Source organism: Bacillus cereus group sp. MS39 (assembly GCF_040448665.1).
GTDB classification, from domain to species: Bacteria; Bacillota; Bacilli; order Bacillales; family Bacillaceae_G; genus Bacillus_A; species Bacillus_A wiedmannii.
In genome coordinates this window covers 3,888,428-3,905,795 of sequence record NZ_CP123058.1, presented here as the reverse complement: position 1 = coordinate 3,905,795, position 17,368 = coordinate 3,888,428, and the positions used below count along the sequence as shown (strand labels likewise).

The window sequence follows — 17,368 nt, the reverse complement described above, 5'->3', positions numbered from 1 at the left end:
AGGGGAAAGAACTAAAGGAGGGAGATTATGCATCGAGGCAAAGGGATGAAGTTTGTAGGAGATTCTCGGGTACCAGTAGCTCGGAAACCAAATATTCCAAAAGACTATTCTGAATACCCAGGAAAAACAGAAGCGTTTTGGCCGAACTTCTTGTTAAAAGAATGGATGGTTGGTGCAGTTTTTTTAATCGGTTATTTATGTTTAACAGTGGCGCATCCGTCACCACTTGAGAGAATGGCGGATCCAACTGATGCCGGATATATACCACTTCCAGATTGGTATTTCTTATTCTTGTATCAGTTATTAAAGTATTCTTATGCTTCTGGTTCATTTACTGTAATTGGAGCGTTTATTATGCCAGGGATTGCGTTTGGCGCATTACTGTTAGCTCCATTTCTTGATCGAGGCCCAGAAAGACGCCCATTGAAGCGTCCTGTAGCAACTGGATTTATGCTTTTAGCAATTGCATCGATTATCTTTTTAACTTGGGAATCTGTAGCACACCACGACTGGGAAGCTGCAAAAAAACAAGGAGCAATTGTAAAAACAGCACCAGTTGATAAAAATGATGACGGCTATAAATTAATGCAAAAAAATACTTGTTTAACATGTCACGGTGACAATTTACAAGGCGGGGCAGCAGCACCGGCACTGCAAAATTTAACTTTAAAGCCAGAAGAAATTGCTAAAATTGCGAAAGATGGAAAAGGTTCAATGCCTAAAGGCGTATTTAAAGGTACGGATGAGGAATTGAAGAAGCTTTCGGAATTCATTGCTAAGTATAATAAAAAATAATAAAAAGCTGACTACAAAATTTGTAGTCAGCTTTTTATTTTGATGAAAGAAAGTTTACTATATAATAGAGTAGAGTTTGAGGAAAGAATGACTTTGTTTGAAAGGTGTTGGACATACAGCTTGGTTTATTTGTATGCAATGTTAAGACAACGCTCTATATTATTATTTTTATTAGTTGTTAACATATTAGGTACAATATACGGATTTATATGGTATGGAAATCAATTAAAAGAAACCTCACCTATATTTTGGCCGTTTGTACCCGATAGCCCGATGGCGAGTCTCTTTTTTGTCTTTGTTTTAATTGCTTTTTTAAGAAAGAGAAATTGGGGATTAATAGAGGCGCTAGCGATTGTTACTTTAATGAAATATGGTATATGGGCTGTTGTTGTAAATGCAATTATGATCTATGTAAAAGGTCCTATTGGTCTTATGGGGTATATGTTAATGCTTTCGCACTTTGCGATGGCAGTACAAGGATTGTTATATGCACCGTTTTACCGTATAAAAAAATGGCATTTTGCGGTAGCATCTATATGGACATTACATAATGATGCAATTGATTATTTATTTTGGCAAATGCCGAGATATGGAATTATGCATTTGTTTGTAGAAGAAATTGGTTACTTTACGTTTTGGCTAAGCATCGTCACACTATGTCTTACATATTATTATTGCTTGCGTGAGAACCGAAAACAGTTTTCTTTATGATAGTTAGAACATGTAGGGGGAGAAAATGAAGAAAAATAAGAGTGGTACAAAAATATTGGATCGATTGATTACTATAGTTGTTTCATATAGTATAGCATTTTCTATATTTGCACTCGCAACAACGGCGGTTGTATACGGAAAATGGCTATATTATTTTGAAATTGATTTTTTAAACATTCCAGATTTAGCGGATATGGCGAAGGATGATATTAAAAGAAATTATGATGTGCTTATTACATATTTATCGCCGTTTTATGATGGAGCATTGCAGTTGCCAACATTAGATATGTCTACAAATGGCCGTATTCATTTTGTAGATGTTAAAAATATTTTAGTAAAGATTCAATATGTAATGTATGCGACAATTATGATTGCAATAATAGGCGGGATTTATTTATTAAAAAAGAAAAATGAAAAGTTTTTACTGCACGGATCAATTTTAACAATTATCTTACCGATCGCGCTCATGTTACCGATCGCTATTAATTTTGAAAAGAGTTTTGTATTATTCCATAAGCTGTTATTCAGTAATGATTATTGGATGTTTGATATTGAAACGGATCCAATTATATTAATGTTACCAGAAGAATTCTTTATGCATGCTGCGTGTGCAATTTTATTATTTATTTTATGTGGCAGCATACTTTGTTACAGCTTGTATAGATATTTCGTAAAAAAGAAAAGGATTTCAAAGGAAAAATTCTCTGTTTAAAGAGAATTTTTTTGTTTGTAAAACGATAATATATTTTTCGGTCCAGTTCTGTTCTATTCTTGTCCCAATTAACATATTTTGTACTAGTAGTTATAGGGGGGACCGTGATGAAGAGAACATTAATTGGATTGATAGCATTTCTAATTATAATGTTTCCGTTACGTATATATGCTGAAGAGTGGAGTGAACTAACAGGGTTGTTAGACGACTCATTACAATTAGTGAAGCGTAATGAAGATGAAAAAGCAGTACAAGTATTACAACATTTCTCGGAGCAGTTTGTCATAAAGGGGAATGAAAAGAAGCAAGAAGTAACGCCAGATCAAGTTAGAGTTATTTCTTTAGCTTACGACAAGGCGAAACAATCACTCGCGGAAACAGATTTAGGTAAACAAGTTAAAATTGATAATGTGTTAGCCCTACAGCTCGCTGTTGATGCGAAAGTGTCGAAATATCAACCACTTTGGATGGAAAGAGAAAAAAAAGTAATGGGTGCCTTTTCTCAAATGGAAAAAGCGATGAAAAAAGAAGATACGGGACAGTTTCAACAAACGTTAAACACATTTTTACATGAATTTAATATTATTTATCCAAGCTTAATGATTGCTTTGCCAGAAAACGAAGTGCAGCGTGTAAATGCCCATTTATCTTATTTGGATGAATTTCGTAACGTTATGTTAAAAACGAAAGGTGGGCAAATGCAATTAGGAATCATTAAAGGGGATTTGCAAAAAATATTTCACACAGTAAAAAAAGATGAAATTGCACCCTCTCTCATTTGGTTTATGACAATTACTGGAGGTCTTATTTTATTCACATTAACTTATGTTGGATGGAGAAAGTATAAAGGAGAGAGAGAAAAAAGAAAAAGTAATGTACACTCTAAAAATAGATAATGCAATAAATAAAGATATGGATTGTAAGGTTTATTCATTGACAATGATGTCAGAAGAAAATAGAATGAGAAGTACTATAATTAAAACTTCAATGGAGGTTCAAAGGTTCATGATGTTTTATTTAATTTACTTCGCGATCATAATGATCATACCGTTGTATGCACAGTCAAAAGTACGTAGTGCCTATAGCAAGTATTCACAAGTTTATTCAACATCAGGTATGACAGGAGCGGAAGTGGCTCGAAAGATTTTAGATGAAAATGGATTATACAACGTAGCTGTAGAAGAAACACCAGGTCATTTATCAGACCATTATGATCCAACTGCCAAAACAGTTCGATTATCAACAGATAACTATTACGGTCATTCAGTTGCTGGTACAGCAGTAGCAGCACACGAAGTAGGACACGCAATTCAAGATGCAAAAGATTATAACTTTATGCGTATTCGTCATTCGTTAGTGCCAGTTGCAAACTTTGGATCGAATATTTCTTGGGTATTTATTATGATTGGTGCCTTTGCATCTATGTCTAATTTGTTATTATTAGGTATCATTTTAATGGCAGCAGGTGTTGTGTTCCAACTTGTTACATTACCTGTTGAGTTTGATGCATCAAAGCGTGCAATGCAACAAATTGAAGCGTTAGGTATCGTATCAACAGATGAATATGGCCAAGCTCGTAAAGTATTAAATGCGGCAGCATTAACATATGTAGCGGCTGCAGCTGTAGCGGTATTTGAATTATTACGTCTCGTATTAATGTATACTGGTATGCAGCGTAGCGACGACTAAAGACTATCATTTGATAGTCTTTTTTTATATTGTGGATTGAATTATATAATGTATTGCAAATAGAAATAATAGAAGGAATAGAAGTAATGCGGAAAGGCGGTGGGGAAAGTGAAATATCCAAGTCATATAGTAAAACAAGTGAAAGAACAAAGCGCTTCTTATCAGTTAGAAGGCTTTTTAAGTGGACAAGGTCCTGAAAATCCAAAATTTATGTTGTTAGGAGAAGCACCTGGTGAAACAGAAATTCATAATGGGATTCCGTTTAGCGGGAGAGCGGGAAAACAATTAATGGGTTTTTTAGAACGGATTCATGTTACAAGGGAAGAAGTATATATTACGAGCGCTATTCGGAGTAGACCTTATAAGTGGCGAGAGAAAAAAGAACGAAATGGTGAAATCATACAGAAAAAGTATAATAGAACGCCAAATCAAGGAGAAATACTTGCCCATGCCCCTTTGTTAGATTATGAATTAGAGAAAATAAACCCGAAGCTTATCGTTACACTTGGAAATATCGGCCTTCAACGTTTAACGGGGAAAAATAAAAAAATTACAGATGTGCACGGACAATTATTAATACAGCCCATTCAAAAATTAAAGGATATGCAAAGTGCAGAGTTTACATGGTCAGAGAAAGAATATCATATTTTCCCGACTTTTCATCCTGCTTCCATTTTTTATAATAGGAGTTTATTGGAGTTTATTTATGAGGATTTAGAGAAACTTAAAAAATATGTAATAAAAAACTAGAAAAGCTAGAGAGCTTTTCTAGTTGCGTTTATTTATGTAAAGGATTTTTATTTTCATCTAACGTAAAACCTTCACCAACTACATCATGTACATCACTTACAGCAACAAAGGCATGAGGATCTACAGAAGTAATAATATTTTTTAATTTCACGATTTCATTTTTAGCAACAACGCAATATAATACGTTCCGTTCCACTTTTGTATACGATCCAACAGCTTTTAAAAAAGTAGCTCCGCGTTCCATATCAGATAAAATTTTGGCAGCAATTTCATCGTTTTTATCTGAGATAATAGTTGCTCCTTTTGCCGCATAGGCTCCTTCTTGCATAAAATCAATGACTTTCGCCCCGATAAAAACAGCAACTAACGTATACATGCCCTCGCGGTATGATAAATAGGTAAGAATAGAGACGATAATGACGATAGCATCAAACATAAACATCGTTTTCCCCATACTCCAGCCAACATATTTATGAGCGAGTCTCGCGATAATATCTACACCGCCAGTAGTCCCGCCATATTTAAATATTATTCCAAGACCGACACCGATAAATGCCCCGGCGAATAAAGCCGCGAGTGTCATATCATTTTGTAAGTTTAAATGTAAGTTGAGAACTTCGTAACGTTGAAAAATCCATAGAAATAAAGATACGCTGAAGGTGCCGATTAGTGTATAGATAAATGTCGTTCTTCCAAGTAACTTCCAACCGATAAAAAATATAGGGATATTTAAAATTAAGTTTGAATAAGAAGGATCAAACTTAAATAGAAAATACAATAATAGTGTAATACCGGTAAATCCACCTTCTGCAAGGTGATTTTCAATATTGATATTCACAATACCGAAAGAAAAAATAGCGGAACCGATTAAAATGAAAATGATATTTCGAATCTTCAAATTTGATGTCATATAGAAATCCTCCTAATTATGTAAATGGCATTGCTCCGCTGATACGGTAAAACATAATGATAAGTAATTTCTAGCTTTTAGTAAAAATAGTGAAGGCTATAAAAAACCGCAAAAGAAAGTTTCACTTTACCCCGTTCCAACGGCTGGTAGGGGATAAAGCTCTGAAGGAGGGCAAACCAGCCGTTGGAACCCAATTGGTTCGGGCTGATCTTTTGCAAAAACCGCAAAAGAAGTTTCACTTTATTATATTCTATCTAAAAAGGGGGCGCAAATAGGTGTTTTGCAGGGAATAATATTTGTCAAATCGCGATGAATTGGCTAACATGAAAGAGGAAGGATTAGAGGTGAATTGTATGGAAGCAAAAACGATGAAGGATATGCAGAAAGAAGTAGATGCATATATTGGTCAGTTTAAAGAAGGTTATTTCAGTCCACTTGCAATGATGGCTCGTTTAACGGAAGAAATGGGGGAGCTTGCGAGAGAGGTAAATCATTATTATGGTGAGAAACCGAAGAAAACAACTGAAAAAGAACGTAGTATTGAAGAAGAGCTTGGAGATGTATTATTTGTTATGATTTGTATGGCAAATAGTTTAAATATTGATTTAGAAACAGCACATAACATTGTAATGAATAAATTTAATACTCGCGATAAAGATCGCTGGACACGTATTGATGAGGGAGAGAAAGAATAATGAAAGAAATTAAAGTAATTATCGCTGGACCAAGAGGACGTATGGGACATGAAGCAGTCCTTCTTATGGAAAGAACGGAACATTTTAATTTAGTAGCTGCAGTGGATTATAAGCATGGGGGAGAGAAAATCTCTGATTTACCGGGCATGCCTGCGCTAGATGCACCTATTTACGCAGATTTACATACTTGTTTAGAGGAAGTAGAAGCTGATGTGTTGTTAGATTTAACAACGCCAGAAGTTGGGAAACAACACGTTACACTAGCAGTTGAGCGTGGACTTCGTTCTGTTATTGGTACAACTGGATTTACAGAAGAAGAACTAAAGCAATTAACAGAGAATGCGAAAGAAAAAGCAGTAGGAACAATTATCGCTCCAAACTTTGCAATTGGTGCAGTTCTTATGATGAAATTCTCACAAATGGCAGCGAAGTACTTCCAAGATGTTGAAGTAATTGAATTGCATCATGATCAAAAATTAGATGCACCATCTGGTACAGCTGTCAAAACAGTAGAGCTAATTCGTCAAAACCGTGAATCAAAGCAGCAAGGTCATCCGAATGAAGTAGAGCAATTAGAAGGTGCTCGTGGTGCAAATGTAGACGGCATTCACATTCATAGTGTACGTTTACCAGGTCTTATTGCACACCAAGAAGTAATGTTTGGTGGAGATGGACAAATGTTAACAGTTCGTCATGATTCATTCAATCGTGCATCCTTTATGTCAGGTGTAAAACTATCAATTGATACAGTAATGAACCTTGATCATCTTGTGTACGGATTAGAAAATATTATCGACTAAAGGGGAGAAAACGGATGAAAATTGCCTTAATCGCACATGACAAAAAGAAAAATGATATGGTTTCGTTTGCGTATGCATATAAACCAATTTTTGAACAACATGAACTTTTTGCAACAGGGACGACAGGACTTCGTATTATGGAGGCAACTGGTTTAGTTGTAACAAGATTTCAGTCGGGTCCTCTTGGTGGCGATCAAGAAATTGGTGCCATGATTGCAAAAAACGATATGGATATGGTGATTTTTTTCCGAGATCCACTAACTGCTCAGCCGCATGAACCAGATGTAAATGCATTGCTTCGTTTATGTGATGTATATGCGATTCCACTTGCAACGAATATGGCAAGTGCTGAAATGTTAATGCACGCATTAGAGCGAGGAGATTTAGATTACCGCAAGTTTAGAAAATGAGGGGAACAATTATGAGTGGATTACATATATTAGCGTTTGGTGCTCATGCCGATGATGTTGAAATCGGCATGGCTGGTACCATTGCTAAATATACGAAGCAAGGGTATGAAGTAGGTATTTGTGATTTAACAGAAGCTGACCTTTCTTCTAATGGAACGATAGAATTGAGAAAAGAAGAAGCAAAGGCGGCAGCTCGTATAATGGGAGTAAAAACGAGACTGAATTTAGCGATGCCAGACCGTGGTTTGTATATGAAAGAAGAGTATATACGTGAAATTGTAAAGGTGATTCGTACATATAAACCAAAACTAGTTTTTGCGCCGTATTATGAAGATCGTCATCCAGATCATGCAAATTGTGCAAAACTTGTGGAAGAAGCTATTTTTTCAGCGGGAATTCGTAAATATATGCCAGAGGTTTCGCCACATCGCGTGGAGTCTTTTTATTATTATATGATTAATGGTTTTCATAAACCGAATTTTTGTATAGATATAAGTGAGTACCTTTCTATAAAAGTGGAAGCATTAGAAGCATATGAAAGTCAGTTTTTAACAGGTAGTGATGGTGTGAAAACGCCGTTAACAGAAGGTTACGTTGAAACTGTGGTCGCTCGAGAGAAAATGTTTGGAAAAGAAGTTGGAGTCTTATATGCCGAGGGATTTAAGAGTAAGAAACCGGTTTTATTACATGCTGATTTAGTAGGGGGATGTAAATGAAATTAAAAATAGGTATTACATGTTATCCTTCTGTAGGTGGTTCTGGAGTTGTTGGAACAGAATTAGGAAAGCAATTAGCGGAACGCGGGCATGAAATACACTTTATTACATCGGGTTTACCATTCCGATTAAATAAAGTGTATCCAAACATTTATTTTCATGAAGTGACGGTAAGTCAATACTCTGTATTTCAATATCCACCATACGATTTAGCGTTAGCGAGTAAAATGGCAGAGGTTGCACAAAGAGAGAACCTAGATATTTTACATGTGCATTACGCAATACCACATGCCATTTGTGCTTATTTAGCAAAACAAATGATTGGGGAGCGTATTAAAATTGTTACAACCTTGCATGGAACAGATATTACTGTGTTAGGTTCCGACCCTTCGCTAAATAATTTAATTCGTTTTGGTATTGAGCAATCTGATGTTGTGACGGCTGTCTCGCATTCATTGATTAGCGAAACGCATGAGCTTGTAAAACCAAATAAAAACATTCAAACGGTATATAACTTTATAGACGAGCGTGTATATTTCAAGCGTGATATGTCTCAATTAAAGAAAGAATACGGTATAAGTGAGAGTGAAAAGATACTAATTCACATTTCAAATTTCCGTAAAGTGAAACGCGTGCAAGATGTTGTTCAGGCATTTGCTAAAGTTGTTACAGAAGTAGATGCGAAGTTGCTTCTTGTTGGAGATGGACCAGAATTTTGCACGATTTTACAGTTAGTGAAAAATTTACATATTGAAGATCGCGTCTTATTCTTAGGGAAGCAAGATAATGTTGCAGAGCTACTTGCAATGAGTGATTTAATGTTGCTTCTATCAGAGAAGGAGAGTTTTGGTCTTGTTTTATTAGAAGCGATGGCGTGTGGTGTGCCTTGTATCGGAACAAGGGTTGGAGGTATTCCAGAAGTCATTCAACATGGTGAAACAGGATATTTATGTGAAGTTGGCAATCCAGCAGGAGTGGCAAATCAAGCCATTCAGCTATTAAAGGATGAAGAACTTCACCGTAATATGGGAGAGCGAGCAAGAGCAAGTGTTTACGAGCAGTTCCGCTCTGAAAAAATCGTCTCACAATATGAAACGATTTACTACGATGTACTAAGGGATGACAAAAATGGAAATATTTAAAAAAGCTAGTTCTATTATTGAGACTTTAAAGCAACAAGGACATGAGGCCTACTTTGTCGGCGGAAGCGTACGAGATCTTATTATCGATAGGCCGATTGGAGATATTGATATTGCGACATCTGCTTTACCAGAAGAAGTGATGGCTATATTTCCAAGACATGTTCCTGTTGGTCTTGAGCATGGAACTGTAATTGTGGTAGAAAATGGTGAACCTTATGAGGTAACCACTTTTCGAACAGAGAGCGAATATGAAGATTTTCGAAGACCTAGTAGTGTTCAATTCGTTCGTTCATTAGAAGAGGATTTAAAACGTCGTGATTTCACAATGAATGCAATTGCGATGACAGAAGAAGGCAAAATGGTTGATTTATTTGCTGGACAGCAAGCGATTCAAAAGAGAGAAATTGTGACGGTTGGCAATGCTGCGGATCGTTTTCAAGAAGACGCCCTGCGAATGATGCGTGGTATTCGTTTTGTAAGTACGTTAGGTTTTTCTTTAGAAATGAAAACGAAACAAGCAATAGAAACATATGGACATTTGCTAGAACATATTGCAATTGAGCGAATTACAGTGGAGTTTGAGAAACTGTTAACTGGTACATATTGCGTGAAGGGCTTGCAAGAATTAGTAGAAACGAAGCTATTTTCTCATCTACCCTATTTACAAATGTCAGAAGAGAGATTGTTAAAAGCTACGCAGTATAACTGGGATTCTTTTGAAACGGATATTGAGGCATGGGCATTTTTCTTATATTGTATTGGAGAAGAGCATCCATCTGTCTTTTTACGTCAATGGAAGTTTTCGAATAAAAAAATAAAAGATATCGTTGCAGTTTTATTAACAATCCGTACGAGAAAGGAGAAGGATTGGGATACAGTTCTTCTTTATAAAACGGGAATTCATATCGCTGAAATGGCAGAAAGAGTATATGAAGCGATGATTGAAAGCTATGATAATACATCTGTTAAACGGGTACAAACGTTGTTTGAAAAATTGCCAATAAAGAGTCGCCAAGAAATGAATGTGACTGGGAATGATTTATTAAACTGGGCAAATAAAAAGCCTGGTCCGTGGGTTGCTGAAATGATTCAAAAAATTGAAGAAGCAATCGTACAAGGAAACGTAGGTAATGAGAAAGAGTGTATAAGGGAGTGGCTGCAAGAATGCAATCTACTATAAGAAAGCAGTTATTGCAAGTTTTTTCAGAAGCGGATGGCGCGTTTGTATCTGGCCAAACGATTAGTGATAAACTTGGTTGTTCAAGAACCGCTGTGTGGAAACATATGGAGGACCTTCGGAATGAGGGATATGAACTTGAAGCTGTGCGTCGATTAGGTTATCGAATTGCGAGTAAGCCAGACAAAGTGACTGCTAATGAAATTCAGTTAGGGTTACAAACGAAACATATTGGTAGAACGGTATATTTTGAAGAGTCTGTTGAATCTACGCAGCATATTGCAGCAAAACTTGCTTATGAAGGTGCAGAAGAAGGAACGATTATTGTGGCAGAAGAACAAACAGCCGGCAGAGGTCGTTTAAGCAGGAAATGGCATTCACCAAAAGGAACAGGAATTTGGATGAGTATTATTTTACGTCCATCAATCCCGGTTCATCATGCACCACAACTTACTTTATTAGCGGCTGTTAGCGTTGCACAAGCAATTGAAAAGTGCACGGGTGTAAACGTAGGAATAAAATGGCCGAATGATATTTTAATTCAAGGTAAAAAGGCTGTAGGTATATTAACAGAAATGCAGGCAGATCCTGATAAAATTAATGCTGTCATTATGGGCATTGGTATTAATGCGAATCAAAAGCAAGAACATTTTGATGAGGAAATTCAACATATTGCTACTTCTTTAGCGATTGAATCCGGTGAGCCAATTGTTCGTGCAGAGCTTATGCAACAAATCTTTTTACAACTAGAAAAATTATATGAAGAGTATTTACAAAATGGTTTCTCTGTCATTAAAATTCTTTGGGAAAGTTACGCTGTGAGCATCGGGAAAGAAATTACCGCTCGAACGATGAGAGAGACAATTACAGGTGTAGCAAAAGGAATTACAGAGGATGGTGTATTGCTTCTGGAGGACCATGAAGGGAAAGTACATCACATTCATTCTGCGGATATCGAAATTAAGTAAAAGAAGTTCCTTTTTGGAACTTCTTTTTATTTGACTATTACTTTGCCTTCCATTCCTTTAAGAAGATGGTACCGGCATATTAATTCATATGTACCAGTATTTTTAGGTTTCACGGTAATGTTTTTTTCTTTTCCTGACTCGACTATGACATCAATGCCGAGTTTTTTTACTGTAAAGGTGTGTTCATTCTTACCTTTGTTTTTTAATAACAATGTTGTTGACTCTTCAATTGGAATGGTGATGACGTTTGGATGAAAGTAATCATCATTCAGTTCGACCTCAATTACTTTCGTTGAATCGATAAGTTGTGTTACGACGTTAATTGAGGCAAATGCATGGAAGGAGCTAAAAGTTATCATCCCTACAAGCATCAGAAGCAAACCGGTGAATGGAAATAACCATTTGTTCATAAACATTCGCAATTCTCCTTTTGTAAGTACGTTTCTCAATTAACCTGCATCATTAGTTTAAGAGTTATACGAGGCATTTTAAACAAAGCTTTATCTTTCTATGATTGAGTTATTTATAAAAAAATTTCACATACCTTAATGGAAATAAAAAATTATTTTTTCAAAAAAATGTAGTAATTCCTTTTTGGAGTTTGCTATAATTAGTTCGAATGTGGGCAGTATCAGAGCGAACTGCACCATGATTCGAAGCAATACGAAAAATAATAACTTGGATTCTGCCTTGATCCAATAACGGACTGGGACAGAGGGATGAATAATGCCGACTAACACACAACCCTTCTGCCCTTTTATGGCCAGAGGGGTTTTTTATATGATTTCGGCCATCTCCTCTCTCCTGTATAAAGGAGGAGTAGTTTTTGAAAACAAAAACAGATTTTTTGAAGATGAAAGAGCAAGGTGAGCCGATTACGATGCTAACGGCGTATGATTATCCATCTGCTAAGTTAGCAGAAGAAGCTGAAGTTGATATGATTCTAGTTGGAGATTCCCTTGGGATGGTTGTGCTCGGCTACGATTCAACAGTACCTGTAACAGTAGAGGATATGATTCATCATACGAAAGCTGTACGCCGAGGAGCGAAAGAGACGTTTATTGTAACTGATATGCCATTTATGTCGTATCATGTTTCTCCTCAAGATACGATGGTGAATGCACGCCGCATTGTTCAAGAGAGTGGTGCTCATGCACTGAAGGTAGAAGGTGCAGGGGAAGTGGTATCAACTATTCATTACTTGACGAATGCGGGAATTCCTGTCGTGGCACACTTAGGCTTAACTCCTCAATCTGTAGGAGTACTAGGTGGGTATAAAGTACAAGGAAAAGATGCTGAAAGTGCAAAAAAATTAATAGAAGATGCGAAGAGATGTGAGGAAGCTGGTGCGATAGCGCTTGTGTTAGAATGTGTGCCAATGCAGTTAGCGGAATTAATTTCGAAGCAACTAACAATTCCGACGATTGGAATTGGAGCAGGGAAAAAAGTAGATGGGCAAGTACTTGTTTATCATGATCTTATCTCATACGGCGTAAATCGTGTTCCGAAATTTGTAAAGCAATATACGTCTGTTCAAGAGGAGATTGTGCGAGGGATTTCACAATACGTTACTGAAGTAAAGACAGGACAATTTCCAGAAGAAAAACATTCATTCACAATGAAAGAGGAAGAATGCTTAGCGTTATACGGAGGAAAACAATAATGAAAATCGTAACTACAGTGCAAGAGATGCAGCAAATTACAAACGAACTTCGTATAAGTGGAAAAAGTATTGGTTTTGTTCCAACGATGGGTTATTTACATGAAGGTCATGCGACTTTATTACGTAAGGCAAGAGCAGAAAATGAAATTGTAGTTTTAAGCGTGTTTGTCAATCCACTACAGTTTGGGCCAAATGAAGATTTAGATCGATACCCTCGTGATATGGATAGAGATGAAAATGTAGCAAAAGAAAACGGTGTAGATTATTTATTTTATCCGAGCGTAGAAGAAATGTATCCAGCAGAACAAACGACAACAGTAGCAGTTGTGAAACGTACCGATGTATTATGTGGCAAACAAAGACCTGGTCATTTCGCTGGAGTTGCGACTGTACTAATGAAACTATTTAATATTACATTGCCAACGCGTGCCTATTTCGGTATGAAAGATGCACAGCAAGTTGCTGTCATTGAAGGATTTGTCGCTGATTTTAATATTCCGGTTACGATCGTACCAGTGGATATTGTAAGGGAAGTAGATGGATTAGCGAAAAGTTCTCGTAACGTGTATTTATCACAAGAAGAGCGTGAAGAGGCTCCTCATTTATACCGCAGTCTATGTAAAGCGAAAGAAAGAATTGAAGCAGGCGAATGTAATGCAGAAATCATTACAACTCTTGTGAAAGAGTATATTGAGACGTATACGAAAGGCACTGTAGATTATGCTGATTTATATGCCTATCCTTCACTACAAGTAATAGATAAAATTGAAGGACGAATGATTTTAGCAATTGCAGTTAAATTTGAGAATGTACGATTAATTGACAATATAACATTAACGGTTAAATAAGGGGGAGCATCTATGTTTCGCACAATGATGAGAGCGAAGTTACATCGCGCTACGGTAACAGAAGCAAATTTAAATTATGTAGGTAGTATTACAATTGATGAAGATTTAATGGATGCAGTAAATCTTGTAGAAAATGAAAAAGTACAAATTGTAAATAACAATAATGGTGCGCGCTTAGAGACATATGTTATTAAAGGAGAACGCGGTAGCGGTGTTGTTTGTTTAAATGGTGCAGCTGCAAGGCTTGTACAGCCAGGGGATAAAGTTATTATTATTTGCTACGGTTTAGTGGCAGAAGAAAATATTCATAACCAAGAGCCGAAAATTGCAGTATTAGACGATGATAATCAAATTATCCAAATGTTAGGCGCTGAAAAAGCGGGTACGATATTATAAGTAAGAAGGCTATCTCTAATTACGGAGGTAGCTTTTTTGTGCATCTTTTCATTAAGATGAGATAAAACGTGGTATAGTAACATTATATAATTTTGCGTTTGATAGGTAAGAAATTGAGGTGTTACATATATGAGTAAGCGTTATGTCGTTGTGGATTTAGAGACGACAGGGAACTCCTGGAAGGACGGGAAGGATAAAATTACCCAAATCGCAGCTGTTGTAGTGGAAGATGGAGAGATATTAGAGATTTTTTCATCTTTTATTAATCCGAAGAGAGAGATTCCGCCATTTATTACAGAATTAACAGGGATTGATGAGAGTATGGTTAAGCAAGCCCCGTTATTTCAAGATGTAGCCCCGATGGTTGTTGAGCTATTGCAAGGTGCAGCTTTCGTTGCACATAACGTTCACTTTGATTGGAATTTTTTAACGGAAGAATTAAGGCAGGCTGGATATACAGAAGTACATTGTCCGAAAGTTGATACAGTTGAGTTGGCGCAAATTCTTTTGCCGACGGCTGATAGTTATAAATTACGTGATTTAGCTAAACAACATGAATTAGAGCACGATCAACCGCATCGTGCGGATAGTGATGCTCTTGCAACAGCGGAATTATTTTTACAATTTTTAAATGAAATTGAAAAGTTACCACTTGTCACCTTGCAATCGCTCTATGAATTGAGCGATGTTTTTCAAAGTGATATAGCGGATGTACTTTCTGAAAATATTTTAAAGAAAATGATGCATGGTAGAAAAGCGGCAGAGGGGTATGAAGTGTATCGAAATATTGCGCTTCGAAAACGGAATTATGCTTTAAATCTCAGTGAAACATGTTCATCTAAATTTGATGCTTTCTTGCATAAGGCAATCGATAACCTGGAATTGAATATGCCAAAGTTTGAAAAAAGAGAAAGCCAACAGATTATGATGAAGGAAATATATACAGCACTAAGAGATTCTAGGTTTTCACTAATTGAAGCAGGAACAGGAACAGGGAAGACTCTTGCATATTTACTTCCAAGTATTTATTTTGCAACGAAAAAAGAAGAACCTGTCATCATAAGTACCCAAACAGTACAACTGCAACAACAAATATTAGAAAAAGAAATTCCATTATTACAGAAAATAATGCCATTTTCATTTGAAGTAGCTCTTTTGAAAGGAAGAAAGCATTATCTTTGTCTACATAAATTTGAATATGCTTTGCAAGAGGAAGAGAAAAATTATGATATGGCGCTCACAAAGGCAAAAATTTTAGTGTGGTTATTGCAAACAGAAACTGGCGATCGTGATGAATTAAATATTCCTGAGGGCGGAAAGTTACTTTGGAACCGCATTTGTAGTGATGTACATAGTCCAGGCGGGATGCAAAGCAACTGGTATAGCCGTTGTTTTTATCAACGAGCAAAGAATAAAGCATTATTTGCAGATATCGTTATTACAAATCATGCGTTATTATTTCAAGATTTTTCAAGTGAAGAACCACTATTTGCTTCATGTGAACATATTATTTTTGATGAAGCTCATCATATCGAGGAAGCGGCGAGTAGAACATTAGGTGAACAGTTCTCCTGTATGTATTTTCAATTAGTTTTATCTCGTCTTGGTACGCTAGAAACAGATGATGTACTTTCTAAAGTATATAAAATGATGAAAAAATCAGAGCAAGCCTCTCGTTCGACTTTCCGTATGGTGAGTCATAGTTTGAAGGAATTGAAATTTGATGCGGATGAGCTATTCCAAATGTTACGTGCTTTCATCTTTAAACAAACAAAGCAGGAACAAGGGATAAGCAATATGCCACTCATTTATCGATATAACACGGAAGTAGAGAAAGGTAAGTTATGGGATAGCATTACCGAGTTAACAAATCGTTTTGTATACGATGTAAGAAAATTATTGACTACACTTGAGAAGCAAGTTGATATATTGCAAAGTAAATTAGAATGGGAGATGCATGTTGTTACAGGTGAATTTATGCATTTAATTGAGTTGTTGAGAAAGATGGAACAATCTTTACAATTACTCATTTTAGAAAAAAATTCATACGTGACATGGATGGAGACTGAAACGAAGGGAACAATTCATTCAACCGTTTTATATGCACAGCCTGTTCATATTGGTGAAAGGCTTGCGGATGAATTTTTAACACAGAAAAAGAGTGTTATTTTCACATCAGCAACGTTAACAGTAAACGATTCATTTGACTATATAAAAGAGGAGCTAGGTTTACATGATTTTGCTCCCAATACATTACAGGTTCCATCACCATTCCGTTTTGAAGAACAGATGAAATTAATGGTTTCAACAGATGTGCCTTTTATTAAGCAAGCAAGTAATGAAGAATATATTGAATCTGTATCGGCACATATTGCAAAAATAGCGAAAGCTACAAAAGGTAGAATGCTTGTTTTATTCACTTCGTATGAAATGTTGAAAGAAGCGTATACGAATTTGAAAAATGATGAAGAATTAGAGGGGTATTTATTATTAACGCAAAGTGTAAATAATAAGAGCCGAAGTCGTCTCATTCGTAAATTTCAAGAGTTCGACAAATCGATTTTGTTAGGAACAAGTAGTTTTTGGGAAGGGATAGATATACCTGGAGATGCCCTTAGTTGTCTTGTTATTGTACGGCTTCCCTTTACGCCTCCTCATCAACCGATGATGGAAGCAAAAGGAGAGTGTTTAAAAAATCAAGGAGAGGACGTATTCGCTAAGTTAGCACTCCCGCAAGCAATCTTGCGTTTCAAACAAGGATTTGGTCGTCTGATTAGAACAAGTACAGATACCGGAACAGTATTTGTATTAGACCGTCGTTTGATAAGCGCTTCTTATGGAAAACGTTTTTTACAATCAATCCCAACTGTTCCGCTTTATGAAGGCCCTCTAGAAGAATTATTAGAACAATTAAAGGCATGGCCAAATAAATAAAATTGGAAGAAAAATACGCCTGAAGTACATTTAAGCTTCAGGCGTAAAAAAT

19 protein-coding genes are annotated in these 17,368 nt (G+C 36.3%); 17 read left to right on the top strand and 2 right to left on the bottom strand.

Annotated elements, in window-relative coordinates; translation table 11 throughout:
* The first annotated feature begins 27 nt into the window (after positions 1-27).
* The 6 genes from qcrC to QEP67_RS20190 all read left to right on the top strand — a co-directional run bounded on the left by qcrC (position 28) and on the right by QEP67_RS20190 (position 4,657).
* Complete coding sequence (gene qcrC, locus QEP67_RS20215; RefSeq protein ID WP_000554600.1) at positions 28-795, top strand: menaquinol-cytochrome c reductase cytochrome b/c subunit; 768 nt, start codon at positions 28-30, stop codon at positions 793-795.
* A 120-nt stretch (positions 796-915) separates the two neighbouring features.
* Positions 916-1,506, top strand: a complete 591-nt coding sequence (locus QEP67_RS20210; protein WP_000262814.1) for a DUF1405 domain-containing protein — start codon at positions 916-918, stop codon at positions 1,504-1,506.
* 25 nt (positions 1,507-1,531) lie between these two features.
* Positions 1,532-2,218 (top strand): TIGR01906 family membrane protein, encoded by a 687-nt coding sequence (locus QEP67_RS20205; protein WP_000739735.1) that lies wholly within the window; start codon positions 1,532-1,534, stop codon positions 2,216-2,218.
* A 107-nt stretch (positions 2,219-2,325) separates the two neighbouring features.
* Positions 2,326-3,114, top strand: coding sequence for a sporulation protein YpjB (ypjB, locus tag QEP67_RS20200; RefSeq protein WP_000831596.1), 789 nt, complete (start codon positions 2,326-2,328; stop codon positions 3,112-3,114).
* A 112-nt stretch (positions 3,115-3,226) separates the two neighbouring features.
* Positions 3,227-3,907, top strand: coding sequence for a zinc metallopeptidase (locus tag QEP67_RS20195; protein ID WP_002096760.1), 681 nt, complete (start codon positions 3,227-3,229; stop codon positions 3,905-3,907).
* A 108-nt stretch (positions 3,908-4,015) separates the two neighbouring features.
* A complete protein-coding gene (locus QEP67_RS20190) occupies positions 4,016-4,657 on the top strand; it encodes a uracil-DNA glycosylase (protein WP_000876949.1) in 642 nt (213 codons plus the stop codon).
* Positions 4,658-4,685: 28 nt separating this feature from the next.
* On the opposite strand, the gene QEP67_RS20185 is transcribed toward QEP67_RS20190, so the two are convergent.
* Positions 4,686-5,567 carry a YitT family protein gene (locus QEP67_RS20185; RefSeq protein WP_000203306.1) on the bottom strand — a complete coding sequence of 294 codons (882 nt, stop codon included), beginning with the start codon at positions 5,565-5,567 and terminating at the stop codon, positions 4,686-4,688.
* 353 nt (positions 5,568-5,920) lie between these two features.
* Here QEP67_RS20185 and QEP67_RS20180 point away from each other — a divergent pair, with 353 nt between their 5' ends.
* The 7 genes from QEP67_RS20180 to QEP67_RS20150 are packed head-to-tail and all read left to right on the top strand — an operon-like array spanning position 5,921 to position 11,475.
* Positions 5,921-6,262, top strand: coding sequence for a nucleotide pyrophosphohydrolase (locus tag QEP67_RS20180; RefSeq protein WP_002108639.1), 342 nt, complete (start codon positions 5,921-5,923; stop codon positions 6,260-6,262).
* Positions 6,262-7,062 carry a dihydrodipicolinate reductase gene (dapB, locus tag QEP67_RS20175; RefSeq protein ID WP_000658799.1) on the top strand — a complete coding sequence of 267 codons (801 nt, stop codon included), beginning with the start codon at positions 6,262-6,264 and terminating at the stop codon, positions 7,060-7,062. The genes QEP67_RS20180 and dapB overlap by 1 nt, the downstream gene beginning before the upstream one ends.
* Before the next feature lie 14 nt (positions 7,063-7,076).
* Entirely contained in the window at positions 7,077-7,472 is a 396-nt protein-coding gene (gene mgsA / locus QEP67_RS20170) for a methylglyoxal synthase (protein ID WP_000684762.1), read from the top strand.
* Between the two features lie 11 nt (positions 7,473-7,483).
* Positions 7,484-8,188 (top strand): bacillithiol biosynthesis deacetylase BshB1, encoded by a 705-nt coding sequence (bshB1, locus tag QEP67_RS20165; protein ID WP_000015668.1) that lies wholly within the window; start codon positions 7,484-7,486, stop codon positions 8,186-8,188.
* Positions 8,185-9,330 (top strand): N-acetyl-alpha-D-glucosaminyl L-malate synthase BshA, encoded by a 1,146-nt coding sequence (gene bshA, locus QEP67_RS20160; RefSeq protein ID WP_000768318.1) that lies wholly within the window; start codon positions 8,185-8,187, stop codon positions 9,328-9,330. Before bshB1 ends, bshA begins: the two co-directional genes overlap by 4 nt.
* A complete protein-coding gene (locus QEP67_RS20155; protein ID WP_000402222.1) occupies positions 9,317-10,510 on the top strand; it encodes a CCA tRNA nucleotidyltransferase in 1,194 nt (397 codons plus the stop codon). The genes bshA and QEP67_RS20155 overlap by 14 nt, the downstream gene beginning before the upstream one ends.
* On the top strand, positions 10,495-11,475 hold the full coding sequence (locus QEP67_RS20150; protein WP_001192032.1) for a biotin--[acetyl-CoA-carboxylase] ligase: 981 nt from the start codon (positions 10,495-10,497) through the stop codon (positions 11,473-11,475). Before QEP67_RS20155 ends, QEP67_RS20150 begins: the two co-directional genes overlap by 16 nt.
* A 26-nt stretch (positions 11,476-11,501) precedes the next feature.
* Here QEP67_RS20150 and QEP67_RS20145 read toward each other — a convergent pair whose 3' ends face one another.
* Positions 11,502-11,891, bottom strand: a complete 390-nt coding sequence (locus QEP67_RS20145) for a cupredoxin domain-containing protein (RefSeq protein ID WP_000480940.1) — start codon at positions 11,889-11,891, stop codon at positions 11,502-11,504.
* A 410-nt stretch (positions 11,892-12,301) separates the two neighbouring features.
* Between QEP67_RS20145 and panB the strand changes: the two genes are divergently transcribed.
* From panB to dinG, 4 genes are all read left to right on the top strand, one after another.
* Positions 12,302-13,138, top strand: coding sequence for a 3-methyl-2-oxobutanoate hydroxymethyltransferase (gene panB / locus QEP67_RS20140; RefSeq protein WP_000853116.1), 837 nt, complete (start codon positions 12,302-12,304; stop codon positions 13,136-13,138).
* Positions 13,138-13,986: a pantoate--beta-alanine ligase gene (panC, locus tag QEP67_RS20135; protein ID WP_000707016.1), complete on the top strand. Its 849-nt coding sequence runs from the start codon at positions 13,138-13,140 to the stop codon at positions 13,984-13,986. Before panB ends, panC begins: the two co-directional genes overlap by 1 nt.
* A gap of 12 nt (positions 13,987-13,998) precedes the next feature.
* A complete protein-coding gene (gene panD, locus QEP67_RS20130; RefSeq protein WP_000490191.1) occupies positions 13,999-14,382 on the top strand; it encodes an aspartate 1-decarboxylase in 384 nt (127 codons plus the stop codon).
* Between the two features lie 129 nt (positions 14,383-14,511).
* On the top strand, positions 14,512-17,316 hold the full coding sequence (dinG, locus tag QEP67_RS20125) for an ATP-dependent DNA helicase DinG (protein ID WP_000044945.1): 2,805 nt from the start codon (positions 14,512-14,514) through the stop codon (positions 17,314-17,316).
* The last annotated feature ends 52 nt before the right edge of the window (positions 17,317-17,368 follow it).